The following is a 24218-nucleotide window of genomic DNA, read 5'->3' as shown; positions in this document are numbered from 1 at the left end:
GGTAAGTCGGTGAGGCTCAGGCGGTTCGCCTGAGCACGGCATAGGGCAGCGCGTCGAACAGCGCGCCGAGGTCGAGCTGTCCGTTCTCGGCGGATCGGCTGGCGCCGCTGACGATGTCGGCCCAGCGGCTGCCATCCGGTACCGGAAGCGTGGTGGTCCGGAACGGCTCGGCCGACCATGCGCCGGCGTCGATAAAGCGCCCGACGAGGCGCGGCACGGCGACGAGCAGGTCGCCCTCCCCGCCCCCGTTCTCGGAACGGAGATACGCCACGACATGGTCGGCTCGCTCGCCGGTTGCCGTGACGGCCTGATATCCGGCATCGGCATAGAAGGCCGGCCGCGCGGCCCGGTCGGCCAGCAGGCGCGCCAGCGTCGCCTGCTTCACACGGCCATCCGGCCAGTGGGCAAGCAGCTGGCCGGCGGAAGCCTCCTCTGACAGCGCCCGCTCCCGCTGGCCGTAATCCACCGGCCGGCGGTTGTCGGGATCGACGAACGAGAAGTCCCAGAACTCGGTGCCCTGGTAGACGTCCGGAATGCCCGGCAGAGTAGCCTTGAGCACCGTGCGCCCCAGCCCGGCGATCATGCCGAGATGAGCGAGGCGCTTGGCGAAGGGCCGTACCCGCACCAGGAACTCCGAGCCCGGCGCGATCAGTTTGGCAAAGAGCACATGCACGGCGCCCTCGTAGGCCTCGTCGACATTCACCCAGCTCGACCGGCGCTTGCCCTCGCGCAGGGCCTTTTCGGAATAGGCGTCGAGGCGCTTGCGGAAGTCTTCGATGGCGTCCGCGTCGTCGGTCTCCAGCAATTCGAGCGGCCACGCCCCAAGGATGGCCTGCAGGAACATCCACTGGTCGTTGCGGTCTGGCGCCGGCTCGTCCTCGATGGTCGTGAGATGCGGCGCGGCGGCGCGGCGCCAGGCATCCCAGGCGCGCGCCCATTCCTCAGGCAGTTCCGACAGAGCGAGCTGACGCGAGCGGGCATCCTCGCCGCGCTTGGTGTCGTGCGTCGCCGTGGTGATCATCGCGTTCGGCCAGTCGCGGGCGCGGGCGGCCTGGAGCGCGTGGAAGTGGGGCACGTCGATGCCATACTCGCCAGGATCGCCGCCGACTTCGTTCAGGGCCAGAAGCTCGCTGAAGCGGTAGAACAGCGTGTCCTCCAGACTCTTGGCCATGACCGGGCCGGTGAGCTGCTGGAAGCGGCGGCGGAAGCGGAGGATCACCCGCGGATCGGGCCGCGCCGTCCCCGTCGTTTCGATCCGCCCGATCAGCGCGTCGGCCGCGAAATCGTGGACCGAACGGTCCGGCAGGGCGCTCCAGCGCTTGGCCTTGCGCACCGTCGTCTCGATCAGGCTCACATCCTCGGCCTCGACGTCGCTCTCGTCGAGATCGCCCGGCAGGTAACTGCGATAGGTCGGGAAGCGGGCGATGATCTCGATCAGCGCGCGCCGGATGGCGTTCATCGAGAAGTCGCGGGTGCTCCGGTCGGCGTCGGCGATCTCCTTCAGGTCCGCGGCGAGTACTTCGAGCTCGCTCGCGAAGCTGATCTCCAGGATCTCGGCCTTGGCCGCCCGAAGCTGGAACTTGTAGGGTTCGTCGACGCCGGTCGCCCACTCGTAGAAGCGCTTGATCCGCGGCTTGAAGGCTTGGTCGACGTGCAGGCCGTCGAGCTGGTTCAGAACGTCGTAGCCGGTGGTGCCGGCGACGGGCCAGGGACGCAGCTTCTCGCCCGGCTCTAGGATCTTCTCAACGACGACATAGAAGCCGGGGCCGACGGCGGCCTGCAGCGCGCGGGCATAGCCGAGCGGGTCGGCGAGCCCGTCGATGTGGTCGATGCGCAGGCCGTCGATCCGGCCTTCGGCGACGAGGCGAAACAGCAGCGCATGCGATTTCTGGAAGATGTCGGATTTCTCGACGCGCAAGCCGGCGAGCGAATTCACGTCGAAGAAGCGGCGATAGTTGATATCGCTCGATGCGATCCGCCAATGAGCCAACCGGTAAGACTGGCTCTCCAGTAGGCGATGCAGCGGCCCGAACGTGTCGGGATAGTCCTTGTTGCCGTTCAGGAGCTGCAGCGCCCGGTAGATCGCGGCGGCGATCTGCGGCGAGGCCCGCACGGCATCGGCGAGATCCTGCTTCAGGCCCTCGGCCTCGGCCGGCAGGGCACGGCGGCGGTCGAGGCTCGTCTCCGCGTTCATGCCGCGCAGGCGCTCCGAGATGGCGAGCACGTCGGCGGACGGGTCGTCGCCGATCTCGCCGAGCGCCGCGAGCGCTCGGTTGAGGATCGTCGGATATTGCAGCGGGCAGATCGGGAACTGGTGCTCGTAGTGCCAGACGCTGAAGGCGCCGGCTGCTTCATCGAACTTCAGTTCGAGATGGCCCTGCTCCAGCGCATCGCCGTAGCGCTCGCCGAGAAACGGGATCACGAGCTTGCGGTTCGCACCAAGGCGTTCCCAGTCGATGTCGAAGGCATGTGCGAAGGGCGACAGACCACCCCATTCGAGCACCGAGAGCCACCAGGGATTGTCGGCGCCGCCGACGCCCATGTGGTTCGGCACGATATCGACGAGGAGCTTCAGACCCTCCATCTGCAGCGCGTCGGAGAAGGCGATGAAGCCGGCCTCGCCGCCGATCTCCGGGTTGATCTGCGAATGGTCGACGATGTCGTAGCCGTGGGTCGAGCCCGGCCGCGCCATCTGCAGCGGCGAGGCGTAGACGTGGCTGATGCCGAGCTTCGCTAAGTACGGCACGATCTTCTGGGCATCCGCGAAGGTGAACCCCTCGTGGAACTGTAGCCGGTAGGTGGCACGCGGCGGCGGCGAGCTGAGACGCGCGGCGCCCGAGCGCGGGCCGCGATCCTCGTCGGCGAGCGAGGCGGCAAGCTTCGCGAGCGGACCGCCGGGGGCGGCGATGGCCTCAAGCGTGCGATCGAGCTTGCGCCGCCAGTTGGGATGCCCCTCGGTCGAACCCGGCACGTTCGCCTGGGAGAGTTCGGAGACGACGTCCTCGTACTGGACGGCGGTGAGGATCGAGGGCGCGCGGGCGAGATAACGTGCGGCAGCCTCGAAGGGGGCGGCGTCGGGCGGCTCCGCACCCGTGAGCAACTGCTCGGAATGCAGAGCCTCGGCGAGGCGGCGCCGCTCGGTGACACGCTCGGCCCGCTCGGCGTCGGCCCGCTCGGAATCGTAGAGGCCGAGCGACTGCCGCGTGTCGGTATCGACGCCGCGCCACCAGCCCAAAAAAGTCGGCAGGTCGTGGGTGGTGATCGCCGTCAGCGCGTCGTGCGGATAGGCCGCCGGCGGCTTGAAGGCACCGCCGTCCTGACGCTCGAAGGCGAGGATGCGGTAACTCAGGATGCCAGCCGCCATCAGCGCATCGGAGAAACCCTCCGGGGCCGTGCCGAGATCCTCGGCGATGACGAGGCATTTGGAACGGTGGCTCTCCAGGCGCAGCACCGCGAGCATCGGCTCGAACGGCATCGCCACGTAGGCCCCGGCTCGCGCGGACTGGCCGAGGGGAATGAGAAACAGCCGCGCCAGCTGGAAGGCGTGATCGATCCGGATCGCGCCGGCATGGCGCATGTTGGCCTGAACGAGGTCGCGAAACGCCTTGAGGCCATCGCGCTCCAGTTCGAGCGGGTGGAAGGCCGGCAGACCCCAATCCTGACCCTTCGGGGCGAGCAGATCCGGCGGTGCGCCAATGGAGACGCCATTGGCGAAACGCTCGGGATGCGACCAGATCTCGGAGCCGCCACGATCCGCGCCCACCGCGAGATCGCGATAAAGGCCGATGCGCATGCCGGCATCGAGCGCAGCCTGCGAGGCTTGGCGAAGTTGCAGATCGGCGAGGTATTGCAGCCAGATGTGAAAGCTCACACGCTCGGCATTTGCTTCGGCGAAGGCGCGGACGTCCGGCGTGCCGGCGCGCTGGAACGCCTCCGGCCACTCGCCGAGCCAGTGCGCACCCTCGGCCTTGAAGTGCTCGGACAAGGTCTCGAAGACGGCATGGGATTCCAGATTCTCTCCGCCTTCGGTGCGAAAGGCGGCGAAGCCGGCATCGGTGCCGTCGCGTGCGGCCGCTTCCAGCCACAGCGCTTCGAGCACCGGCGAGAGCACCGCCCAGATGCCGGCGTGGTCGACCAGGGTGGCGTCGCGCAGGGCGTCGAGGCGCGGACGCATCTCGTTGAGCAAGGTCTCGGCGCGGCTGCCAACGAAGCCCGGCATCGCGCCGGGCTCGATGTAGAGCGTTTCGAGAAACAGCCGCGACGAGGGCGAATACGGCGAGATCTTCTCGCGGTCGGTCGGGAAGAGCGCGTGGACCGGGCTGAGGCCCAGAAACGACGCGCCGCGCAGGCCGGCATCCGCTGCGGCGCGGCCCGCGTCAGCGAAAGTGCCGATGCCGAGATTGTGCGGCGAGCGCAGGCCATAGAGCTGTGCGGCGAGGCCCCAATCGCGGGCGCCCTCCTCCGCGTAGGCGCGAGGCCGCCAGCAACGCTGCGGCGCGGCGATGATCCAGGCCTGCCCCCGGCGCTCGCCGAGCGTCGCCGTCAAGTGGTGATAGCCTGGCGTCAGTGGCGGCAAGTCGAAGCCGGGGCCGCTTTCGGCGGCCGACAGGGAGGCCCGGCCTTCGACGGCACGGCCGCGCTCATCGAGCAACCGCCAGCTGATCGATCCGACCGCGCCATCGGTGAGAACCGGCACGCGCAGCACACGGCGCGCTTCCGCCGGCAGCAGCGGCGGGATCAGCCCGTTGCGAAGCGCCTCGACGCTTTGCAAGCTGTTCGCGATCTCATCGTCGGTCGCGACGGCGAAGCCGAGCGCCGCGAGCATGCCGCAGCGGGTCTCGTCGGACGTCTCGACGGCGTTGCCGAAAGCGTCGGTGTAGCCCTTGGCGATGCCGACGAGGTCGGCGAGGCGGGTCAGCTGGTCGCTCATGCCGGGGCTCCGACCAGGAACACGCCGGTCCATGGCGGCAATTGCAGCGCCTCTCGCGACAGGGCGCTCGACCAGATCACCTGACCACCCTCGCTCGACGCCGAATACTCATCGGTGCCGACATTGGCGACGAAGCGCAGGGTGCCGGCCTCGAAGCGCCAGGTACAGTCGACGACGCCGGGTGCCGGCACTTTCGCGTCAGCTCCGCGAAACGCGGTCTTGGTGAGAGGCACAACGGTCTGATGGCGGATCTGCAGGAGGTTGCGGGTGTCTGCCCAGACCCCGCGATGCGGAGCCTTTTCGGCCTCGTCCCAATCGATCTTGGACTGCGAAAACGTCGTCCCCTCGGTCGGATCGGGAATCACCGAAGTGTCGTCGGCAAACGCGGCAAAGCTCTTGAACTCGCGGCGGCGGCCCTCGCGGACGGCCTTGTTCAGCTCCTCGTCCGGCGCGAAGTCGACGAAGAACAGGAACGGCGTGGTGGCCGACCACTCTTCGCCCATCCAGAGCATCGGGATTTGCGGCGCCAGCAGCAGCCCGGCGCGGGCGAGCGCCAGCTTCTCCGGATCGGCCAGCTGGCACAAGCGCTCGCCGAGCGCCCGGTTACCGACCTGATCGTGGTTCTGGAGGAAGGTCACGAAGGCCGAGGGCGGCAAATGCGCGGATGGCTCCCCACGGGGATGGTCGTCCAGCGTCTTGAACGGCTCGCCCTGATACGCAAAACCCTCGGCGAGGCAGCGCGCGAGGTGCTGCACCGGCTTGTCCGCGAAGCTCTCGTAGTAGCCGGAATCCTCGCCCGTCAGCAGTACGTGCCAGCAATGGTGCAGATCGTCCGCCCATTGCGCGCTGTGCTGGACGGGCCTGGCGTCGGCATCGCGTTCCAGCCAGCGGGCCTGGTTCGCTTCGTTCTCCAGAACGAGATGGATATGGCGACCGGGCAGCCTTGCGCGGATGGTCTCGGCCAGCTCACCGATGAAGTGTCTTTCGGAATCGTCGAGGATGGCGTGGACCGCGTCGAAGCGGATACCGTCGAAATGGTATTCGTCCAGCCAGTAGAGCGCGTTCTCGATGAAGTAGTCCCGGACCGTGCGGCCGCTTTCCTTACCGTCGAAATTGATGCCGGCCCCCCACGGGGTCTGGTGGCGCTCGGTGAAGAAGCTCTTGGCGTAGGCGTGAAGATAGTTCCCAGCCGGGCCGAAGTGATTGTAGACGCAATCGAGCATGACCATCAGCCCTTTGCCGTGGGCCGTGTCGATCAGGTGCTTGAGTTCGTCGGGACGGCCATAGACGGCATCCGGGGCGTAGGGCAGCACGCCGTCGTAACCCCAGTTCCGGGTACCCTTGAAGTCGGCCAGCGGCAGCAGCTCGATGGCGGTGATGCCGAGATCGACGAGGTCGTCGAGTTTTGCCTCCAGCGCGGCGTAAGTGCCCTCCGGCGTCGCCGTGCCGACATGCAGCTCGTAGATCACCGCCTCTTCCCAAGTCCGGCCGGTCCAGGCGCCATCGGCCCAGACATAGGCGGCCGGATCGATCAGCTCGCTGAGTCCCGAGACGTCGTCCGGCTGGAAGCGGGATGCCGGATCGGGGACCACGAGGTCGCCGTCGATGCGGAAGCCGTAGCGCGCGCCGGCTTGGACGCCCGGCACCTCCGCCCTGCGCCAGCCCTCGCCGACATCCGGGATCGGGTGGTCGGTGCCGTCGAGGACGAGTGCCACATCCTTTGCCGAGGGGGCCCAGAGGGCGAAGCGGGCACCGCCGTTCCCGGTCAATTCGCTACCGTAGGCCATCGCATGGCTGCGCCGCATCAGGCCGTGATCCTTGTGTCTCGAAAGTCGCCGGGTCGGGCCGTAACGCCTTCAGGCAGAAGGCATGCCCCCGCGATCGGTTCCGCCACCGGACTTATGGCAGCCAAGCCAACCGACAACCGCATGGCAGCATGGATTTGCGAGGAATCTCGCAGATGCGAAAAGGGCTCCCCGCCGGATGCGGAGAGCCCTTTCGGATTGCAGACCGTCGAGGCCTGGATCAGGCGTCGATGGTCGGGCCACCGCCCTCGGAGCGCTTCTTGGCCATGTAGGCGTCGAACTGCTCGCGGTCCTTGGCGCGCTTCAGCTCGTCGACGAACTCGGTGAAGGCGCGGCTTTCTTCCTGAAGCGCGCGACGGCGGGCTTCGAGGCGGTCCAGTTCGGCCTTGCGGTACTCGTCGAAAGCGAAGTTGCCGGTGCCCGAACGGTGAAGACCGCGATCCTTTGCGGCCTCGTAGGCCTTGGCGAACCGCGACCCGCCGCTGGACGACCCGAAGCTCCATGACCCGTTCTGGGCATATTCACGCATCTGGCTGAGCGCAGGGTAACCCGCGATCTTCCACGCGACATAGGCGACCGCCAGCGGCCACCAGTAGATGAAACCGACGACGATGGCGCCGATCTCGAGTGAGCGGCGGGGAAAGGGACCGCTTCGGCAGGCGCGACCGCCGGCCCAGGGAGAGGAGGCAGAAGACGTGCTCACGGGTGATGGCTCCGGGGTGGTATGTGAACGACATTCACATGCGGAGCCGAACCCGTCGTTTCAAGGGGCCGAATCGGTGGCGGGGTCGGAGCTCCTCGTCGGCACGCCAGCGCCATGAACCAGGGCGAGCACGCCGGCCCGCAACAACTCGTACTTGTCCGGCCCGGTCTTCGGCAGGTGACCGGAGGCGGCGAGCGTGGCGATCCCGTGCGACAGCGCCCACACTTCCATGGCTACGAAGCGCGGATCGACGCCGCCGAAGCCATCGGGGAAGGTCGATCTTAGGGCCTCGACCAGCAGGTCGAACGGGTTGAGGCGGTCCGGGCTCGGATCCGCGCCCGGCATGCGCACGTCGAAGATCGCCGCGTAGTAGCCCGGCTCTTCCTCGGCGAAGGCGAGGTAAGCTTCACCCATGCGGGTGAAGCGCTCCAGCGGGGTGCCGCGGCCTCCGAGGGCTCGGGCGAGACGTTCGGCGAGATCCTTGAAGCCGCGACCGGCGACTTCTTCCAGCAACGCCTCGCGTCCCCGGAAATGGCGATAAAGCGCGGCAGGCGTGACGCCGACGAGACGGGCCGCATCGACCAGCGTGAAGCCGCCGACGCCGCGCTCCGCGATGAAGCGGCGTGCCGCTTCGATCAGCGCCTCCTTGAGGTTGCCGTGGTGGTAGCTGCGCCTATCGTCCGGCCGCTCACGCCAGGGTCGCACGAACCGTCTCCTCCAAGCTCACCGGCAGCCTGTTCGAAAAAGCCGCATCGGCTGGCGAGGTTGCACGCGATCATTGCCGATACGTTGCTATCGGGCATCCGTGTCGACGAGTCGACGATTTCTCGAAAACCGCGGTTGACAGATGTGGTCGAAAGAAATGTTATACTGTTACATAACGCGATGAGATTCGTATGACATCGATCGGCGCCCGCCTCCCCGTCACCGTGCTCTCCGGCTTCCTAGGGGCCGGCAAGACGACATTGCTGAACCATGTCCTGAGCAACCGTGAAGGCCGTCGCGTCGCCGTGATCGTCAATGACATGAGCGAGGTGAACATCGACGCCGACCTCGTGCGAGATGGGGGCGCCAATCTTTCGCGCACGGACGAGAGACTGGTTGAGCTGACCAACGGCTGCATCTGCTGCACCTTGCGCGACGATCTCTTGGCCGAGGTGCGCCGACTCGCGGAGGAAGGCCGCTACGACTACCTCCTGATCGAGGGTACCGGCATCGCGGAGCCGCTGCCGGTGGCGAGCACCTTCTCCTTTCGCGACGACGACGGTCATGCGCTGAGCGACGTCGCGCGTCTCGACACCATGGTCACCGTGGTGGACGCCGTGAACCTGCTGCGCGACTACGGCTCCAACGCCTTTCTGCGCGACCGCGGCGAGACGGCTGGCGACGAGGACAACCGCACGCTGGTCGATCTGCTGGTCGAGCAGATCGAATTCGCCGACGTCGTCGTCATCAACAAGGTCGAGGACGTCTCGGCCGATCAGCTCGCCCTCGTACGTTCGGTGGTGCGCGGATTGAACGCCGACGCCCGCATGGTCGAGACCTCGCACGGCCGGGCGCCGCTCAACGCCATCCTCGATACCGGCCTGTTCGACGAGGAGAAGGCGCAGGCGCATCCGCTCTGGTTCAAGGAACTCTACGGCGCTCACGAGCACGTGCCGGAGACCGAGGAATACGGCGTGTCCAGCTTCGTCTATCGGGCACGCCGGCCGTTCGACCCGGGAAAGTTCAATGCGTTCATCGACCGCACCTGGCCGGGCCTGATCCGCGCCAAAGGCCATTTCTGGCTGGCGACACGACCCGACTGGGTCGGCGAATTTTCGCTGGCCGGGGCGATCGCGCGGGTCTCAGCCATGGGCTTCTGGTGGGCGGCCGTGCCGCGTGCGCGCTGGCCCGACGAGGCGACCTGGACGGGTCATCTCGAAAAGAACTGGAGCGAGGTCTGGGGCGATCGCCGGCAGGAGCTCGTCTTCATCGGCACCGGCATGGACCGCGACGCCATCACCGCCGCCCTCGATGCCTGCCTCGTCGGCTCGGAGACCATCACGCGCTTCGACCCGGCCGCCTATCACCGCCTACCCGACCCGTTTCCGGAATGGCGTCGGGCGGCCTGAGCGCATGGGCTTCATCAGCCTCAAATCTTGGCGCGCCCGCAGCGCCGCCCAGACCGAGGCGGTCGCAGCACTCAAGCTGCAATTGGTCGAGGCGCTCGCCCTCGGCCCCGACGATGCGCTGACGGTGAACGCCATCGCCTGCGCAGATCCAGGCTGCCCGGACCTGGAAACGATCGTGCTGGTGATGCGTGTGGGCGAACCGACCCGCGCTGTAAAAATCCGGCGGCCGATCGAAGCGGTCGAACTGGCGGATGTTTTGGGCGTGGTGCTGGAAGAGCGGCGGCTTCGCGCAGGGCGGTCTGAGCGGGCTCGCCCTCCCCTTCGCCCCGCTTGTGGGGAGAGGGCCGAGCCCCCCTTGCCGGGGGCGAGGCAAGCGGAGGCGAAGCCGACCCGAGGGTGAGGGGCCGACTCCGAACGGGGCGTATCCGGCCAGGCCCCCGCAGCGTCGGCTGCCGCCTCGCCGCGCCGACGACGAGGTGGTCGCGGCCCGCTCCCCGCAAGCGGGGCAAGGGGTGCGCACCACCGGCCATGGCTCAAGTCGGCTACCACCAACTCTTGCCGGCCCCTGCGTCACTCAGCCCAAGGTGCCGCGCCACCGTCGCCCCGATGTCGGAAAACGTCTCGCGCCGCCCGATAGGCCCCGGCGCGACGCCCGGACCGAACGCCAGGATCGGTACCTGCTCGCGCGTGTGCTCCGTCCCGCGCCACGTCGGGTCGTTGCCGTGGTCGGCGGTGATCACGCAGAGATCGCCATCGCGCAGCGCCGCCCGGATCGCGGGAATGCGCGCGTCGAAGGCTTCCAGTTCGGCGGCGTAGCCCGGCACGTCGCGGCGGTGGCCGTGCTCGGTGTCGAAATCGACGAGGTTGACGAAAACAAACCCGCCGTCGCCGAGCCTCGCGAGGGTGTCGAGCGCAGCTTCGACGCCGGCTCCGTTGCTTGCGGTCTTCACCTCGCGGCCGGTGCTGCGATGGGCGAAGATGTCGCCGATCTTGCCGATGCTGACGACCTCCCTGCCGGCGGCCACGAGCCGGTCGAGCAGCGTCGCCTCCGGCGGCGACACCGAGAAATCCTTGCGGTTCTTCGTTCGCCGAAAGCCTTCCGTCTCCGAGCCGACGAAGGGCCGTGCGATGACCCGGCCGACGCGCCAGTCGTCGCAGATCGTTCGCGCGATCCGGCAGGTCTCGTAGAGTCGGTCCAGCCCGAAAGACTCTTCGTGAGCGGCGACCTGGAAGACGCTGTCGGCAGAGGTGTAGCAGATCGGCTTGCCGGTTCGGACGTGCTCGGCCCCGAGGGCTTCGATGACGGTGATGCCGGAGGCGTGGCAATCGCCGAGGATGCCGGGCAACCCGGCCTGCGCGACCAGGGCATCGGTCAGCTCTGCCGGAAAGCTGGGTCGCGTCTCCGGGAAGTGGCCCCAATCCTCCAGCACGGCCAAGCCGGCGATCTCCCAGTGGCCGGACGGCGTGTCCTTGCCCGTCGCCGTCTCGACGGCATGGCCGTAGGCCCCTTCGCTGCGGCCGACCGGCGCCAGTCCCGGCGGCACACGACCCGTTGCGCCTTCGGCGGCGAGGCCGAGACCGAGCGCTGTCAGGTTCGGCAGATGGAGCGGGCCGGAGCGCAGGCCTCCGCGGTCACCGTCCCCAAGGGCGCAGGCTTCGGCGATATGGCCGACCGTATCCGAGCCTGCATCGCCATAGCGGGCTGCGTCGGGTGCACCGCCGATGCCGACGGAATCGAGGACGATGAGCAGGGCGCGGGGCATGTCCGCCGGACGATCCCCTCAGGCCGGAACGGCGTCGGCATGTGCCGGCGGGGTCGCATCGTCGATCACCTCCGCCTCCATGTCGAAAGCGGCTGCGAACAAGGTGCGGGTGTACTCGGTCTTCGGGTTGGCGAAGATGTCGGCGGTCGGACCCTCTTCGACCACACGGCCGTTCTGCATCACGAGCACGTAGTTGGCGAGCGCACGCACGACCTTGAGATCGTGGCTGATGAACAGGTAGGCGAGGCGGCGTTCGCGCTGCAGGTCGCGGAGCAGCGTCACGATCTGCGCCTGCACGGAGCGGTCGAGCGCCGAGGTCGGCTCGTCGAGGACGATGAAGCGCGGGTTCAGAACGATGGCGCGCGCGATGGCGATGCGCTGGCGCTGGCCGCCGGAGAATTCGTGCGGGTAGCGGTCCATCGCTGCCGGATCAAGCCCGACATCGGTGAGCGCCTTGGCGACGATGGCGCGTCGCTCGGTGCGCGACTTCGCCTGCCCCTGCACCACCAGCCCCTCGGCGACGATGTCGGTGATCGACATGCGCGGCGAGAGCGAGCCGTAGGGATCCTGGAAGACCACCTGCATGTCGCGCCGGAGCGGCCGCATCGCGCGCGGAGAAAATTCGTCGATCGGCTTGCCGAGAAACACGATCGGTCCCTCGGAGGCGGTCAGACGCAACAGGGCGAGGCCCAACGTGGTCTTGCCCGAACCGGACTCGCCGACGACGCCGACCGTCTCGCCCTGGCGCACGATCAGGCTGACGCCATCCACCGCCTTGACGTGATCGGTGGTGCGCCGGAGCAGGCCCTGCTTGATCGGGAACCAGACCTTGATCGGTCCGGCATTGATCAGCATCTCGGCGCCGCTGCCGACCGGGTTGGCGCGGCCGGTCGGCTCCGAAGCCAGCAGGCGCTGCGTGTATTCATGCTGCGGCCGGTCGAACACCTCGGCGACCGGGCCGGCCTCGACGATGCGGCCGCGCAGCATCACGCAGACCGAGGTCGCGATGCGCCGGACGATGCCGAGATCGTGGGTGATGAACAGCATCGCCATGCCGAGCCGCTTCTGCAGGTCGGCGAGGAGCGTCAGAATCTGCGCCTGCACGGTGACGTCGAGCGCCGTCGTCGGCTCGTCGGCGACGAGCAGGTCCGGTTCGCAGGCGAGTGCCATGGCGATCATCACACGCTGGCGCTGGCCGCCCGATAGTTCGTGCGGATAGGCCCCGAGCCGGCGCTCGGCATCGCGGATGCCGACGAGGTCGAGCAGTTCGAGGATGCGGGCGCGCGCCTTCTTGCCCGTCAAACCGCGATGGAGCTGAAGCACCTCGCCGATCTGCCGCTGGATCGAATGCAGCGGGTTCAGGGAGGTCATCGGCTCCTGAAACACCATGGTAATGTCGGCGCCCCGGACCTTTCGGAGATCGCGCTCGGGCAGCTGCAGCAGGTCGCGGCCCTTGAAGACGATCCGGCCGCCCGGGTGATGTGCCGCCCCGTCGAGCAGCCGCAGGATGGACAAGGCCGTCACCGACTTGCCGGAGCCCGACTCGCCGACGAGCGCGAGCGTGTCGCCGGGCGCGATGGAAAAACTCACGCGGTCGACGGCCAGCGTCTCGCCCTCCGACGAGCGGAAGGCCACCGAGAGATCCTGAACGGAGAGAAGCGGGTCGGTCATCGGCACCGCGCGTGAGGCAGCCACGGCCGGGCGGCCGAGAGAAGGTGCGTGGGGTTATAGCGCCGCGATCGGCCGAGGGCGAATGCTCGGCGCCGACGAACGAGCGGCCCTGTACCGATTTCCTTCCGAGCCGGCGCACGTCTAGATGGCAGCCGTGCCGCGCCTTTCGCTCATCCTCACCACCTTCCTCGCGTTTCTCTGGGCTGCCCCGATCGCCGATGCCGCCGCGGGCGGGGCCGGCGGCGACGGCGAAACCGTGACACAGGCCCTCTGCCGGCTGATCGAGGATTCCGCAAAAGCGCGGGCGATCCCCGTGCCATTCCTGACGCGGCTGATCTTTCGCGAAAGTGCGTTCCGCGTGACCGCCGTCAGCCCGGTCGGGGCGCAGGGCGTCGCGCAGTTCATGCCGGGTACCGCCAGGGAGCGCGGGCTGCTCGATCCGTTCGACCCGGAGCAGGCGATCCCGCATGCGGCGCATCTACTCGCGGACCTGCGTACCCAATTCGGCAATCTCGGCCTCGCCGCAGCCGCTTACAATGGCGGCCCGGGCCGTGTGTCGAAGTGGCTCGCCGGCACCGGCGGCCTGCCGTCGGAAACCCGCGCCTACGTCATCGCCCTGACTGGCCGCCCCGCCGAGGATTGGCGTCCGGGGGTGCAGATCGAGATAGCGCCGGAGGAGGGCGAACCGGCGAAGAAGTCGGACGCGAAACCGTCGGAGACCACACAGGCGCCGGACGCGGCCAAAGGCGTGACGAAGGACGCCGTCGCCGAGCCGGCCCAGACCTGCATCCAGGTTACGGCCCTGTTGCGCATCCCCTCGCGCGGCGACCGCTTCGCGCTGCCGGTCGAGGGCGGGGTGACGGCACCCTGGGGTATCCAGCTTGCCGGCAACTTTTCGAAGTCCCTGGCGCTCGCGAGTTTTTCGCGGACACGCTCCCTCTACGCCGGTGTGATCGGCGACGTCCGCCCAATGATCATCGGGACGCGTCTACGCTTCCGCGGGACGCGGGCGTTCTATCGCATCCGAATCCCGGCCGAGACGCGGGCCGCGGGCGATACGCTCTGTAACCGCATCCGCAAGGCCGGCGGCGCCTGCATCGTTCTGCGGACCTGATGCGGCATTGAAAACCAGGCCGCGCTTCGCCGCGCCTCGGCCATGAATCCGCCCCGTCTGCCCCATCACGTGGCATCGAACGCCAGCCCTCGGGAGTTGCATGATCCGGGTCCTCGTCGCCGTACTCTCGTTCGGCTGCCTCCTGCTCTCCACCCTCGGAATGTCCGGCTGCTCGCCCCTGGCGCTGTTCGATGCGCTCGGACCGCGCGATGCCGGCGCGCGGCTCTCGCTGAGGGACGTGGCCTATGGCGAGGATCCGCGACAGCGCCTCGACGTATTCACGCCGATCACGGACGTGACCAACGCGCCGGTGCTGGTGTTCTTCTATGGCGGTTCCTGGAAGAACGGCTCGAAGGACGACTACGCCTTCGCCGCGCAAGCCCTGGCCGCTCAGGGCTTCGTGACGGTGCTGCCGGACTACCGGCTCTACCCGCAGGTGCGTTTTCCGGATTTTCTCGACGACGGTGCCCGGGCCATAGCCTGGGTGCGCGACAACATCGCAGCCTATGGCGGCGACCCGAAGAAGATCGTCCTCGCGGGCCATTCGGCCGGCGCCTACAACGCGGTGATGCTCGGGCTCGATCCTAGCTATCTGCGCCGCGCCGGGGTCGATCCGCGGGTGATCCGCGCGGTGGCCGGCCTCTCCGGTCCCTACGACTTTTTCCCCTTCGACCAGGCGACCTCGGTCGACGTCTTCGGCCAAGCGTCCGATCCGCAGGCGACGCAGCCCGTGAACTTCGCCGGCCCGAACGCCCCGCCCGCCTTCCTCGCCACGGGCGACGCCGACACCACCGTTCGGCCACGGAATACGAAGAGCCTCGCGGCGCGGCTGCGCGAGGCCCGCGTGCCGGTGCAGGAGCGGGTCTATGCCGGCCTCGACCACGCCGACACGTTGCTCGCGCTTTCCATCACCTTCCGCTCAAAGGCCCCCGTGCTCTCCGAGATGGCCGCTTTCCTGCACCAGCATGCCGAACGGCGGCAGCTCTCATCGGTGCGGATGCGCTAAGCCTTCTCAGGCGGTACAGGACGCGGCCGCCGGTCCGGCCCGATCGCCACGAAGGTGAAGAGCGCCTGCGTTACCTTCATGGTTTCCTCGCTCTCGCGTTCCCGCCGCCAGACCTCGACCTGGATCTTCAGCGAGGAGCGGCCCACGGAAACGATCCACGCGTAGAGGCTGACTTCGTCGCCGACAAAGACCGGATGGTGGAAGGTCATCGCCTCCGCCGAGATTGTGGCGCAGCGGCCCCGAGCGCGCCGCGCCGCGACGTTGCCGGCGGCGAGATCCATCTGTGCCATCAGCCAGCCGCCGAAGATGTCGCCGGCCGGGTTGGTGTCGGCCGGCATGGCGACGGTGCGGATGACCGGTGGCCCGCGATCGATGGGCTGACCCTTCGACGCTGCGTCATTCTCGGTCATGGGCTGTCCTCCGCGACTCGACACGAAGGAGCCGGGCGCGCCGCGCGTTCAGCATGGCACGGCGTGCAGATCCGCTACATCCCCGGACCGGGCTCCGGTAGCGCAACCGCTTGGCCGGCGCGCCGGCCACGGGCGACCCGCTGCGCGCTCGGCAGCGAGGCCGGTACCAGCGTCGCGCTCACGGGATTCGGGAAGTGGTCGAAGGCCGCGCCTGTCACCGCATCGACTCCGATGCCGACGACGCCGCCGAGCAAGATGTTCCCGGCCATGCCGGCAGCCCCTGTACCCACGACCTTCGTCCGCACCGGCACGATCACCGGCCGATAGCCGGCGGGATCTTACGGATCATCCGGTGTGCTCAGCTTCGATCGATCCGGCGTGAGGGCATGGCAGTCGTCGCCGACGCGATGTCCGGAACGGCCCGGACGCTCTCGGACGGCGCCGGCCGCTCGCTGATCGCAGCGAAGGTCAGGAGGCCGAGGCTGAGGAGCACGTGCGGCAGGACGAGCGGGATGCCCCATCGGGCTGTGGGTGAGGTCGTGCGCGGCTGGGCCATCGCTGCATCTCCTTGGCCCGGTGCGGGAGACGATCCCGCGGGGCGATGGAGATGGGTCGCGGCAGCGGCGCGCCCGGTTCACTGCAGGCCGAAAAAAATCTGCTGCGTGTGCGGCAGCCTTCGATTTCGACATGCGCCCGTCGGCCGGCGACGGCCGAGCCGGATCGGCAGACCCGACAAAGCATCGTACGCTCGGCCCCGTGCAGATCGAGCCTCTGAAACGGCGTTGCCTTCGTTGGCTTCGCGGCGACTTCAGGCGCCTTAAAAAAACCGTCGCGACAAAATTTCAAAAAATATGCGGCCGGCAATGAACCGGCGAGTGCCTTGGCGCGACCCACTCGTATCCGGGCCGCATCGGGCGGGCCGGCCCGCTAAAGGACCCCACGCCATGTCGCTCCTCGCCGCTCTCTCCGCTATCCGCACCCGCAAGACCGTGCTTGCCGCGATCTCCGCCACGATGATCGCCGGCGGCCTCGGCCTGCCGAACACGGCCAGCGCCAAGCCGTTTCCCTACTATGGCTATGGATACGGTTATGGCGCCGCTGCCCTGGCCGGTGGACTCGCCCTGGGAGCGATCGCTGCGAGTGCGGCCAGCGCCGGCACCGGAGACTGTGTGATCGAGCGGCGTCGCTTGGTCGATCAAGACGGCTTCGTCTACGTGCGCAGCGTTCGCGTCTGCTACTGAGCGCATCCGCACAGTGTTCGCGAGTGGGGAGCGGAACGCCGAGAGCGCTCCGCGCCTTCCGCGCGTCAGCGCCGATAATGTTCGCGATGTCGATGACTGCGTGGACGAGCGATGGTCATTCGGACACAGTGTGAGCATTGCCGCGAAGCGTGATCGCGGCGAATCGAGATGGTGACGTCGCGAAGGACCGCGGAGATTTTCCATGATGGGACGCGCGGGATCCAATCGGTCGATGGCGCTCGCGGGGGCCTGGGTACTCCTTGCCCTCGCGCCGCTCCCGGCGCTGGCCCAGTATCGAGGCATGCCGGGCGGACAGAGCGGCGGCTATGGTGGCGGAGGTCTTGGTGGCGGGGCCGGGATCGGCCTCGGGATCGGGGGCGCCATCCTTGGCGGCGTGGTCGGGTCCATGGCCCGCGAACGGGCGTCACGGGCCGAAGAGGCAGAGGAATCCCCTCCCCCACGCCGTCCCGGCCGAGTGGTGGAACCGCCGACCCGACAGCGGCCCATTGTCGACCGCCCCGTCCGGCTTCGCCCGACCGAGCCGCCGCTCCGGGTCGTGAGGCCATCACGCGTCGTGCCGGTGGAGACTGCCAAGGCCCAGCCTGCCGCACGGCCCGCGCGCATCGCCCCGGTGGCGAAGGCCCCGCCCCCGCGTCCGCCGAAGCAGATCGTCCCCGCAGCACCTGCTCCCGTGGCGGCCTTTCGGAGCGAGGAGCCGGGCACCGTGCCCCGCGAGGTGCTGATCGAGCTGAAGACCGGCGCGCCGGGTGGCACGCTGACGCGGCTCGCGCGCCGCGAGCGCCTGGACCCGATCGAATCCGACACCTTCAGTCTGGTCCCGCTGACCCTGCACCGCTACCGTATCCGTGACGGTCGCCTCGTCGCTGCGGTCGTGCGGGCGCTCCAGGCCGATCCACAGGTCGCCTCGGCCCAGGCGAACCACGCCTATGCGCTGGTCGGCGACGCGACCGCGGCCCTGCCCTTCGCCGGTGCGCAATACGCCGTGGCCAAGCTCCATCTGGACGAAGCCCATCGGGCCGCGACCGGGCGCGGCGTCGCCATCGCAGTGATTGATTCCGGCATCGACGGCGGACACCCGGCCCTCGCCGGCTCCCTCGCGGAGAGTTGGGACGCCATCGGCAAGGCCGCGCTGCCGGCGGGCGATGTGGACGCGCATGGCACGGCGGTGGCGGGCATCGTCGGCGCGCGGGCGCAACTCGCCAGCGCCGCTCCCGAGGCGCGCCTCGTGGCGCTCCGCGCCTTCACCGGCCGCGCCGGGGACAAACCCGGGGCCCAGGGCACCACGATCCACGTCTTGCGCGCGATCGATCGGGCGGCGACGGCCGGCGCTCGCGTCGTCAATATGAGCTTCGCCGGGCCTGCCGACGCGAAGCTGTCGCAGTTCCTTGCGGCCGGCACCGCCAAGGGGTTTGTGTACGTGGCCGCCGCCGGCAATGGCGGCCTGTCTTCGCCGCCGCTATATCCGGCGGCCGATCCCAACGTGATCGCCGTCACCGCCACCGACGCCGAGGACAAGCTGTTTCCCGGAGCCAATCGGGGGCCGCACCTTTGCGTCTCCGCGCCCGGCGTCGAGGTGTTCGTGGTCGCCCCCGGTGGCACCTACGGCTTCCTGACCGGCACCTCCATGGCCGCGCCGCAGGTCGCCGGCATCGTCGCGATGATGCTCGAGGCCAAGCCCGAGCTGACCCTGGCAACGCTGCGGGAGGCTTTGACGACGAGCGCACGCGACCTCGGCCCGGCCGGCCCCGACGCGGATTTCGGCGCGGGCTCGGCGGATGCGCGCGAGGCGCTTCGGGCCATCGGGATGTCGTTTCCGGCACCGGCCGTCAGCGAGGTGAAACCGACGGAGACGGCGAAAGCCGAACCGCCACCGGTTGGCATGGCCGTTCCGGCCGCAGCCGGTGGTGGTGGTGCGGAGAAATGAACCTGGGAGCGAAGCCGGGCGGACCGAGCTGCATCCCCTGTCTCCGCACACGGGGAGAGGGGATGGCGTCCCGCGTCCCGCACAAAATCTTGCGCGCGATTGAACCGGCATCGCACGCGGTGCGACCAATATTCAGCCCCACCGCATGACCGGCGCCTCCGACGAGGCGCTGGTCATGCGGGTCGCGGGCGGCGATGCGGTCGCGATGCAGGGCCTCTACGCGCGGCATTCCACCCGCGTGTTCCGGTTTCTCGTGCGCCTCGTGCGGGATGCGACGCAGGCGGAGGACCTGATGAGCGATGTGTTCTTCGATGTCTGGCAGCAGGCGGCGCGCTTCGAGGGGCGCTCCAGCGTCTCCACCTGGATGCTGTCCATCGCCCGGTTCAAGGCGCTCTCGCACCTGCGCAAGCGGCCGCACCATGCCCTCGAACCCGAGACGGCCGAGGCGATCGCGGACGAGGCCGACACCCCCGAGATCCTGCTTCAGAAGGTCGGCAAGGCGGAGGTGATCCGCCGCTGCCTCGCTGACCTGTCGCTGGAGCACCGCGAGGTGATCGACCTCGTCTACTACCACGAGCGCAGCGTCGACGAGGTGGCCGAGATCGTCGGCGTCCCAACCGGCACGGTCAAGACGCGCCTGTTTCACGCCCGCAAGCGCCTCTCGGACAAGCTGACGGAGCTGGGCATCGATCGGGGTTGGCCATGACCGGGCAGGACGAGAAGGCACCCGACGAGATCGACCTGCTGCTTCCCTGGCATGCGGTGGAGCGGCTCTCGCCCGCGGAGGCCGAGCGGGTCGCGGCGGCCCTGCGCGCCGATCCGGAACGCGTCCGCCATCTCGACATCGCCCGCGAAGAGCATGTCGAGACGGTGGCGCTGAACCAGTCTCTCGGCCTGCCCTCGCGGGGCGCGCGCGACGCGCTGTTCTCGCGGATCGCGGCGGAAGGACGGAAGCCTGCCGAGACCTTCGCGCAGAGATGGCGCGGCTGGCTGGCCGCGCTGTCGCCCCGCGCACTCGCCGTCTCAGGCGTGGCGGCGGCCCTGGTGATCGCGGTGCAAGCCGGCTTTCTGGCAAAGGTCTATCTGAGTGAGCAAGGCTCCGGCTACGAGACGGCCTCGGCCCCGGTCGCCGCGCCCGGATCGGACGGGGCTTATGCCCTCGTCGCCTTTGCGCCGGGCGCGACCGCTGCCCGGATCGAGGCGCTGCTGCGCGAGACCCGCAGCCGCATCGTCGACGGTCCCCGCCCCGGCGGTCTCTACCGTCTGCGGCTTGGCGACGGCGCCACGACACCGACGGCGGCGGCCGCCTTGATCGACCGGCTCAAGGCCGAGACGGAGGTCGTCCGGCTGGCGGCCCCGGAGGCGCCTGCAACCCGTTAACCGATCTTTAACCGAATGATTGCCGCCGGAGGCCGGCTGTGAGACGTTCGTTAACAGAAGCTTAACGGGGTTCACCGAAGCCATGCGTACCGGCGTTTCGAAGCGGATGACGGCCCCGGTTCGCGGCCTGATCGCAGGTCTCGCGACGCTCACCGCCCTTGCCGCCGGTAGCCCCGCTCGGGCGCAGACCCTTGCCTCCCTGCCGTCCTCGGGGCTCGCCGCCTCGATCACCGGATCGGCCCGGCCGATCGCCGCTTGGACCGAGTTCTGCGAGCGCTATGCCAGCGAATGCGCGGTGGACCGCAGCGAAGCCGCCTCGATCACCCTGACCCCCGCGATCTGGCAGACCATCAATACGGTGAACCGCCGGGTGAACAAGGCGATCCACGCCGTGACCGACCAGGACCATTGGGGCGTCGCCGACCGCTGGGACCTTGCCGAGGACGGCCAGGGCGATTGCGAGGATTTCCAGCTGCGCAAGCGTGCGCTCCTCGCCGATGCCGGGCTGCCCCGCCGCGCCCTGCGCATGACCGTGGTGATCGACGAGAAGGGCGAGGGCCACGCGGTCCTGACCATCATCACCGATCGCGGCGACCTCGTCCTCGACAACAAGACCAGCGTCGTCCTGCCCTGGCGCCAGACCGGCTACACCTTCATCAAGCGCGAAAGCCAGGACGCCGTCGCATGGGTCGGACTTGGCGTGGCAATCTCCCCGGTGACGACCGCGAACCGCTGAGCACCGGTGGCGGACGCTGGATACCGGACCATCCGGTACAATCCAGCAAAACAGAAAAAATCCCGAAACGGGACGGCCGCGCCGGGTGGATCGTCGCGGACGCTTAAGATCTTGGACGCAAGGGTTACCGGAGCGTTTCGCTGGTCCCGCGAATGCGCAGCGTTTTTCTCCGCCGAGCGCCCCGACGGGTCCGGCGAAGACCCGGAGTCCCTGCGATGGTCTCGGCTCGCACGATCGCCCGCACCGCCCTGATCGCCTGCCTTATGAGCGCCGGCCCCGTCATGGCCGAGGGCAGCGTGAGCGATCGCCACGACGCCTGGCACGCCTGCCTCACCGACGCCTTCACCCTCCGCGCCGCCCTCTCCGGCCGTGCGCTCGCCGCCGAGACGGCACTGCGCGAATGCCGCGAGAGCGAGACCGCCTACCTCTCAGCCCTCTCCGCCTCCCCGCTGATCGACGAAGAGGACGTCACCCGCGTGCGCCCGGCGCTCCTCGTACGGGCGCGAACCTGGCTGCTCACGGGCAAGACGAGCCGCAGCCTGTAGGGCGCATAGCGCGAGCGAAGCCTCGCTCCACCGACTGCCGATTGTTCGAAATGTACAGCCGTTGGTTGCTCGCATCCACGGATGCGGCCGCCGCGCGCACATGGTCGCGCTGCCGCCTATCGCCTTCGGTCCGCCTCGTCCGAGGTATCCCGGTAACCTGGCCCTTGTTTGCCGCTGACAAACTGGCTGGGGCGGGAGGATTCGAACCTCCGAATGGCGGTACCAAAAACCGCTGCCTTACCACTTGGCGACGCCCCATCGCGCTTGGCCGGGCGTGTCTAGACGGCGGCTGGGGTGCTTGCAACTGGTGACGGTGGGCGCGACACCGGTGCCGTCGTGTTTCGGAGGGATGCAGCCGGATGGGCGGGATCGCGATCGTCACGGGGGCCGGGACCGGCGTCGGACGGGCCGTGAGCCTGGGGCTCGCGGCGGCGGGTTGGCGCATGATCCTGACGGGGCGGCGTCCGGAGCCGCTGGAGATGGTGGCGGATGCGATCGCATCGGCCGGCGGAGAGGCCTGCGCAATGCCCGCGGATGTCGGAGATGCGGCCTCCGTCGATCGACTGTTCGCGCAGACCGTCGAACGCTTCGGCCGAGTCGACCTGCTGTTCAACAATGCCGGCATCTTCACGCCGGCCGTGCCGGTGGACGAGATCACCGACGCGGACTGGCTGGCGTCGGTCGGCACGAACCTGACCGGCGTGTTCTATGCCACGCGAGCTGCATTCCGGCAGATGAAGGCGCAGTCGCCGCGCGGCGGACGCATCATCAACAACGGCTCGATCGCCGCCTCCGTACCGCGGCCGAACTCGGCGCCCTACACGGCGACGAAGCACGCCATCACCGGACTGACACGCGCGACGGCGCTCGACGGCCGCGTCTTCGACATCGCCTGCGGCCAGATCGACATCGGCAATGCCGAGACCGAGATGACCCGATCGTTCAAGGACGGGGCGCGGCAGGCCGACGGCTCGATGCGGCCCGAGGCCGTGATGGATGCCCGCCATGCTGCCGACGCCGTCGTCTACATGGCCGGGTTGCCGCTCGACGCGAACGTGCTGTTCATGACGGTGATGGCGACGACGATGCCGTATGTCGGGCGGGGGTGAAGTTCGCTCCGGTCTTTGCGCGCGCGCGGCGGAACGCGTAGAGAGCGGGCTCTACCTCCAGGACCTCGTACGAGCGGCCGCCTCGCCGGCGGCCGGTGCATGCCATGCTGATGCAGACCGATCCGAAACCCGCGAGCACCGACGGGGCCAACAAGACGGCCGACCCGGTCGCGCGCCGGCGTACCTTCGCGATCATCTCGCACCCCGATGCGGGCAAGACCACGCTCACCGAAAAGCTGCTGCTGTTCGGCGGCGCGATCCAGCTCGCCGGCGAGGTGAAGGCCAAGCGTAACCGCGTCTCGACCCGCTCCGACTGGATGGGCATCGAGAAGGAGCGTGGCATCTCGGTGGTCACTTCGGTGATGACCTTCGAGTATGGAGACTGCGTCTTCAACCTGCTCGACACGCCGGGCCACGAAGACTTTTCGGAGGATACCTATCGGACGCTGACCGCGGTCGACTCGGCTGTCATGGTGATCGACGCGGCCAAGGGCATCGAGGCCAGAACGCGAAAACTGTTCGAGGTCTGCCGCCTGCGGGACATCCCGATCGTCACCTTCGTGAACAAGCTCGACCGCGAGGCCCGCGATCCGTTCGAGCTCCTCGACGAGATCGAGAAGACGCTGGCGCTCGACGTGGCGCCGGTCACTTGGCCGATCGGGCGCGGGCGCTCCTTCGCCGGCACCTACGACCTCGGCAACAACCGCGTGCGCCGGCTCGACGCGGCGGACGATGCCGGTACCGTGCCGGTCTCCGGCATCGACGATCCGCTTTTCGACCAGTTGCTGACCGAGCAGGGCGAGGCCGCGACCTGGCGCGAGGAGGCGGAACTCGCCGAGGGCGGCCTCAAGCGCTTCGATCTCGCGGCGTTTCGCGAGGGACATCTGACCCCCGTGTTCTTCGGCTCGGCGCTCCGCAACTTCGGCGTGCGCGACCTGATCGACGGGCTGGCCCGCGTCGCGCCGCCGCCGCGCGGTCAGGATGCGGACAAGCGCCGGATCGAGCCGACTGAGCCGAAGATGACGGGCTTCGTGTTCAAGATCCAGGCGAACATGGATCCGAACCACCGCGACCGCATCGCCTTCATGCGGGTCTGCTCGGGCCAGCTGCGCCGCGGCATGAAGGCCAAGCTGGTGCGCACCGGCAAGCCGATCCCGCTGACGGCGCCGCAGTTCTTCTTCGCCCAGGACCGGGCCATCGCAGACGAAGCATTCGCCGGCGACGTGGTCGGCATCCCGAACCACGGCACTCTGCGCATCGGCGACACCCTCACCGAGGGCGAGGAGATCGTGTTTCGCGGCGTGCCGAGCTTCGCGCCGGAGATCATGCGGCGGATCAAGCTCGGCGATGCGATGAAGGCCAAGAAGCTCAAGGAAGCCCTTCAGCAGATGGGCGAGGAGGGCGTCGTCCAGGTCTTCGTGCCACAGGACGGCTCCCAGGCCATCGTCGGCGTCGTCGGCGCGCTGCAGCTGGACGTGCTGAAGGAGCGCCTCCAGGCGGAATACGGCCTGCCGGTCGACTACGACCAGACCCGGTTCTCGGTCTGCCGCTGGATCGAGTCGGACACGGAGATCGAGATCGACAAATTCGTCGAATCCCACGGCTCGGCCATGGCCAAGGATCTCGACGGCGCCCCGGTCTTCATGGCGGCCACTGCGTTTTCGCTGCGCTACGAACAGGAGCGCTGGGAGAAGATCCGGTTCACGGACGTGAAGGACTATCAGAAGCGGGCGGTCTGAGCGGGAC

Annotated in this window: 20 protein-coding genes, 1 tRNA gene and 1 pseudogene; 12 read left to right on the top strand and 10 right to left on the bottom strand. The window is 68.6% G+C overall.

The features are described 5' to 3' along the window. Positions 1 to 16 precede the first annotated feature (16 nt). The 4 genes from MHA02_RS05320 to MHA02_RS05305 form a co-directional block, all read right to left on the bottom strand. Positions 17 to 4930 carry a malto-oligosyltrehalose synthase gene (locus MHA02_RS05320; protein WP_147077296.1) on the bottom strand — a complete coding sequence of 1638 codons (4914 nt, stop codon included), beginning with the start codon at positions 4928 to 4930 and terminating at the stop codon, positions 17 to 19. Continuing rightward, the gene (treZ, locus tag MHA02_RS05315; RefSeq protein WP_147077294.1) at positions 4927 to 6735 is read right to left on the bottom strand and encodes a malto-oligosyltrehalose trehalohydrolase; all 1809 of its coding nucleotides are present in this window, start codon (positions 6733 to 6735) and stop codon (positions 4927 to 4929) included. Before treZ ends, MHA02_RS05320 begins: the two co-directional genes overlap by 4 nt. 220 nt (positions 6736 to 6955) lie before the next feature. Beyond that, the gene (locus tag MHA02_RS05310) at positions 6956 to 7438 is read right to left on the bottom strand and encodes a DUF2852 domain-containing protein (protein WP_147077293.1); all 483 of its coding nucleotides are present in this window, start codon (positions 7436 to 7438) and stop codon (positions 6956 to 6958) included. 60 nt (positions 7439 to 7498) lie between these two features. Then, positions 7499 to 8143, bottom strand: coding sequence for a TetR/AcrR family transcriptional regulator (locus MHA02_RS05305; RefSeq protein WP_147077291.1), 645 nt, complete (start codon positions 8141 to 8143; stop codon positions 7499 to 7501). A gap of 191 nt (positions 8144 to 8334) precedes the next feature. On the opposite strand from MHA02_RS05305, the gene zigA reads away from it, so the two are divergent. Both zigA and MHA02_RS05295 read left to right on the top strand, forming a co-directional pair. Further along, entirely contained in the window at positions 8335 to 9552 is a 1218-nt protein-coding gene (zigA, locus tag MHA02_RS05300) for a zinc metallochaperone GTPase ZigA (RefSeq protein ID WP_147077289.1), read from the top strand. A gap of 4 nt (positions 9553 to 9556) precedes the next feature. Then, positions 9557 to 9844: pseudogene (locus tag MHA02_RS05295) on the top strand (hypothetical protein); the annotation flags it as partial. 250 nt (positions 9845 to 10094) lie between these two features. On the opposite strand, the gene MHA02_RS05290 reads toward MHA02_RS05295, so the two are convergent. After that, positions 10095 to 11315: a phosphopentomutase gene (locus MHA02_RS05290; RefSeq protein ID WP_147077287.1), complete on the bottom strand. Its 1221-nt coding sequence runs from the start codon at positions 11313 to 11315 to the stop codon at positions 10095 to 10097. An 18-nt stretch (positions 11316 to 11333) separates the two neighbouring features. Beyond that, the gene (locus MHA02_RS05285) at positions 11334 to 12986 is read right to left on the bottom strand and encodes an ABC transporter ATP-binding protein (protein WP_147077285.1); all 1653 of its coding nucleotides are present in this window, start codon (positions 12984 to 12986) and stop codon (positions 11334 to 11336) included. Between the two features lie 145 nt (positions 12987 to 13131). Between MHA02_RS05285 and MHA02_RS05280 the strand changes: the two genes are divergently transcribed. Then, complete coding sequence (locus MHA02_RS05280; RefSeq protein ID WP_147077283.1) at positions 13132 to 14100, top strand: lytic transglycosylase domain-containing protein; 969 nt, start codon at positions 13132 to 13134, stop codon at positions 14098 to 14100. A 100-nt stretch (positions 14101 to 14200) separates the two neighbouring features. Then, the gene (locus tag MHA02_RS05275) at positions 14201 to 15106 is read left to right on the top strand and encodes an alpha/beta hydrolase (RefSeq protein ID WP_147077281.1); all 906 of its coding nucleotides are present in this window, start codon (positions 14201 to 14203) and stop codon (positions 15104 to 15106) included. Here the strand turns inward: MHA02_RS05275 and MHA02_RS05270 are convergent. The 3 genes from MHA02_RS05270 to MHA02_RS05260 form a co-directional block, all read right to left on the bottom strand. Then, positions 15103 to 15516, bottom strand: coding sequence for an acyl-CoA thioesterase (locus tag MHA02_RS05270; protein ID WP_147077279.1), 414 nt, complete (start codon positions 15514 to 15516; stop codon positions 15103 to 15105). The two genes, MHA02_RS05275 and MHA02_RS05270, sit on opposite strands and share 4 nt — an antisense overlap. Before the next feature lie 74 nt (positions 15517 to 15590). After that, positions 15591 to 15785, bottom strand: coding sequence for a hypothetical protein (locus MHA02_RS05265; protein ID WP_373318360.1), 195 nt, complete (start codon positions 15783 to 15785; stop codon positions 15591 to 15593). A gap of 89 nt (positions 15786 to 15874) precedes the next feature. After that, on the bottom strand, positions 15875 to 16072 hold the full coding sequence (locus MHA02_RS05260) for a hypothetical protein (RefSeq protein WP_147077277.1): 198 nt from the start codon (positions 16070 to 16072) through the stop codon (positions 15875 to 15877). Between the two features lie 388 nt (positions 16073 to 16460). Between MHA02_RS05260 and MHA02_RS05255 the strand changes: the two genes are divergently transcribed. The 6 genes from MHA02_RS05255 to MHA02_RS05230 all read left to right on the top strand — a co-directional run bounded on the left by MHA02_RS05255 (position 16461) and on the right by MHA02_RS05230 (position 21363). Further along, the gene (locus MHA02_RS05255; protein WP_147077275.1) at positions 16461 to 16757 is read left to right on the top strand and encodes a hypothetical protein; all 297 of its coding nucleotides are present in this window, start codon (positions 16461 to 16463) and stop codon (positions 16755 to 16757) included. Between the two features lie 556 nt (positions 16758 to 17313). Then, complete coding sequence (locus MHA02_RS05250; RefSeq protein ID WP_280177959.1) at positions 17314 to 18702, top strand: S8 family peptidase; 1389 nt, start codon at positions 17314 to 17316, stop codon at positions 18700 to 18702. A 145-nt stretch (positions 18703 to 18847) separates the two neighbouring features. Continuing rightward, on the top strand, positions 18848 to 19408 hold the full coding sequence (locus MHA02_RS05245) for a sigma-70 family RNA polymerase sigma factor (protein WP_147077271.1): 561 nt from the start codon (positions 18848 to 18850) through the stop codon (positions 19406 to 19408). After that, the gene (locus MHA02_RS05240) at positions 19405 to 20082 is read left to right on the top strand and encodes a hypothetical protein (protein ID WP_147077269.1); all 678 of its coding nucleotides are present in this window, start codon (positions 19405 to 19407) and stop codon (positions 20080 to 20082) included. The genes MHA02_RS05245 and MHA02_RS05240 overlap by 4 nt, the downstream gene beginning before the upstream one ends. Positions 20083 to 20164: 82 nt before the next feature. After that, complete coding sequence (locus tag MHA02_RS05235) at positions 20165 to 20818, top strand: transglutaminase-like cysteine peptidase (protein ID WP_147077267.1); 654 nt, start codon at positions 20165 to 20167, stop codon at positions 20816 to 20818. A 215-nt stretch (positions 20819 to 21033) separates the two neighbouring features. After that, entirely contained in the window at positions 21034 to 21363 is a 330-nt protein-coding gene (locus MHA02_RS05230; RefSeq protein ID WP_147077264.1) for a hypothetical protein, read from the top strand. 183 nt (positions 21364 to 21546) lie between these two features. On the opposite strand, the gene MHA02_RS05225 is transcribed toward MHA02_RS05230, so the two are convergent. Then, positions 21547 to 21621: transfer RNA gene (locus MHA02_RS05225), tRNA-Gln, on the bottom strand. 101 nt (positions 21622 to 21722) lie between these two features. Between MHA02_RS05225 and MHA02_RS05220 the strand changes: the two genes are divergently transcribed. Next, the gene (locus tag MHA02_RS05220; protein WP_147077262.1) at positions 21723 to 22472 is read left to right on the top strand and encodes an SDR family oxidoreductase; all 750 of its coding nucleotides are present in this window, start codon (positions 21723 to 21725) and stop codon (positions 22470 to 22472) included. 104 nt (positions 22473 to 22576) lie between these two features. After that, the gene (locus tag MHA02_RS05215) at positions 22577 to 24211 is read left to right on the top strand and encodes a peptide chain release factor 3 (RefSeq protein WP_147077260.1); all 1635 of its coding nucleotides are present in this window, start codon (positions 22577 to 22579) and stop codon (positions 24209 to 24211) included. Positions 24212 to 24218 lie beyond the last annotated feature (7 nt).

The sequence above is a fragment of the Methylobacterium haplocladii genome (assembly GCF_007992175.1).
Taxonomy (GTDB): Bacteria; Pseudomonadota; Alphaproteobacteria; order Rhizobiales; family Beijerinckiaceae; genus Methylobacterium; species Methylobacterium haplocladii.
This window is presented reverse-complemented; position numbering and strand designations above follow the sequence as displayed.

Bases quoted from the DNA above. Each gene is read 5' to 3' on its own strand.
- MHA02_RS05320 (WP_147077296.1), bottom strand. From the start codon at position 4,930: ATGAGCGACCAGCTGACCCGCCTCGCCGACCTCGTCGGCATCGCCAAG.
- treZ (WP_147077294.1), bottom strand. From the start codon at position 6,735: ATGCGGCGCAGCCATGCGATGGCCTACGGTAGCGAATTGACCGGGAAC.
- zigA (WP_147077289.1), top strand. From the start codon at position 8,335: ATGACATCGATCGGCGCCCGCCTCCCCGTCACCGTGCTCTCCGGCTTC.
- MHA02_RS05290 (WP_147077287.1), bottom strand. From the start codon at position 11,315: ATGCCCCGCGCCCTGCTCATCGTCCTCGATTCCGTCGGCATCGGCGGT.
- MHA02_RS05285 (WP_147077285.1), bottom strand. From the start codon at position 12,986: ATGACCGACCCGCTTCTCTCCGTTCAGGATCTCTCGGTGGCCTTCCGC.
- MHA02_RS05280 (WP_147077283.1), top strand. From the start codon at position 13,132: ATGGCAGCCGTGCCGCGCCTTTCGCTCATCCTCACCACCTTCCTCGCG.
- MHA02_RS05275 (WP_147077281.1), top strand. From the start codon at position 14,201: ATGATCCGGGTCCTCGTCGCCGTACTCTCGTTCGGCTGCCTCCTGCTC.
- MHA02_RS05270 (WP_147077279.1), bottom strand. From the start codon at position 15,516: ATGACCGAGAATGACGCAGCGTCGAAGGGTCAGCCCATCGATCGCGGG.
- MHA02_RS05265 (WP_373318360.1), bottom strand. From the start codon at position 15,785: ATGGCCGGGAACATCTTGCTCGGCGGCGTCGTCGGCATCGGAGTCGAT.
- MHA02_RS05260 (WP_147077277.1), bottom strand. From the start codon at position 16,072: ATGGCCCAGCCGCGCACGACCTCACCCACAGCCCGATGGGGCATCCCG.
- MHA02_RS05255 (WP_147077275.1), top strand. From the start codon at position 16,461: ATGTCGCTCCTCGCCGCTCTCTCCGCTATCCGCACCCGCAAGACCGTG.
- MHA02_RS05245 (WP_147077271.1), top strand. From the start codon at position 18,848: ATGACCGGCGCCTCCGACGAGGCGCTGGTCATGCGGGTCGCGGGCGGC.
- MHA02_RS05240 (WP_147077269.1), top strand. From the start codon at position 19,405: ATGACCGGGCAGGACGAGAAGGCACCCGACGAGATCGACCTGCTGCTT.
- MHA02_RS05235 (WP_147077267.1), top strand. From the start codon at position 20,165: ATGCGTACCGGCGTTTCGAAGCGGATGACGGCCCCGGTTCGCGGCCTG.
- MHA02_RS05230 (WP_147077264.1), top strand. From the start codon at position 21,034: ATGGTCTCGGCTCGCACGATCGCCCGCACCGCCCTGATCGCCTGCCTT.
- MHA02_RS05220 (WP_147077262.1), top strand. From the start codon at position 21,723: ATGGGCGGGATCGCGATCGTCACGGGGGCCGGGACCGGCGTCGGACGG.
- MHA02_RS05215 (WP_147077260.1), top strand. From the start codon at position 22,577: ATGCTGATGCAGACCGATCCGAAACCCGCGAGCACCGACGGGGCCAAC.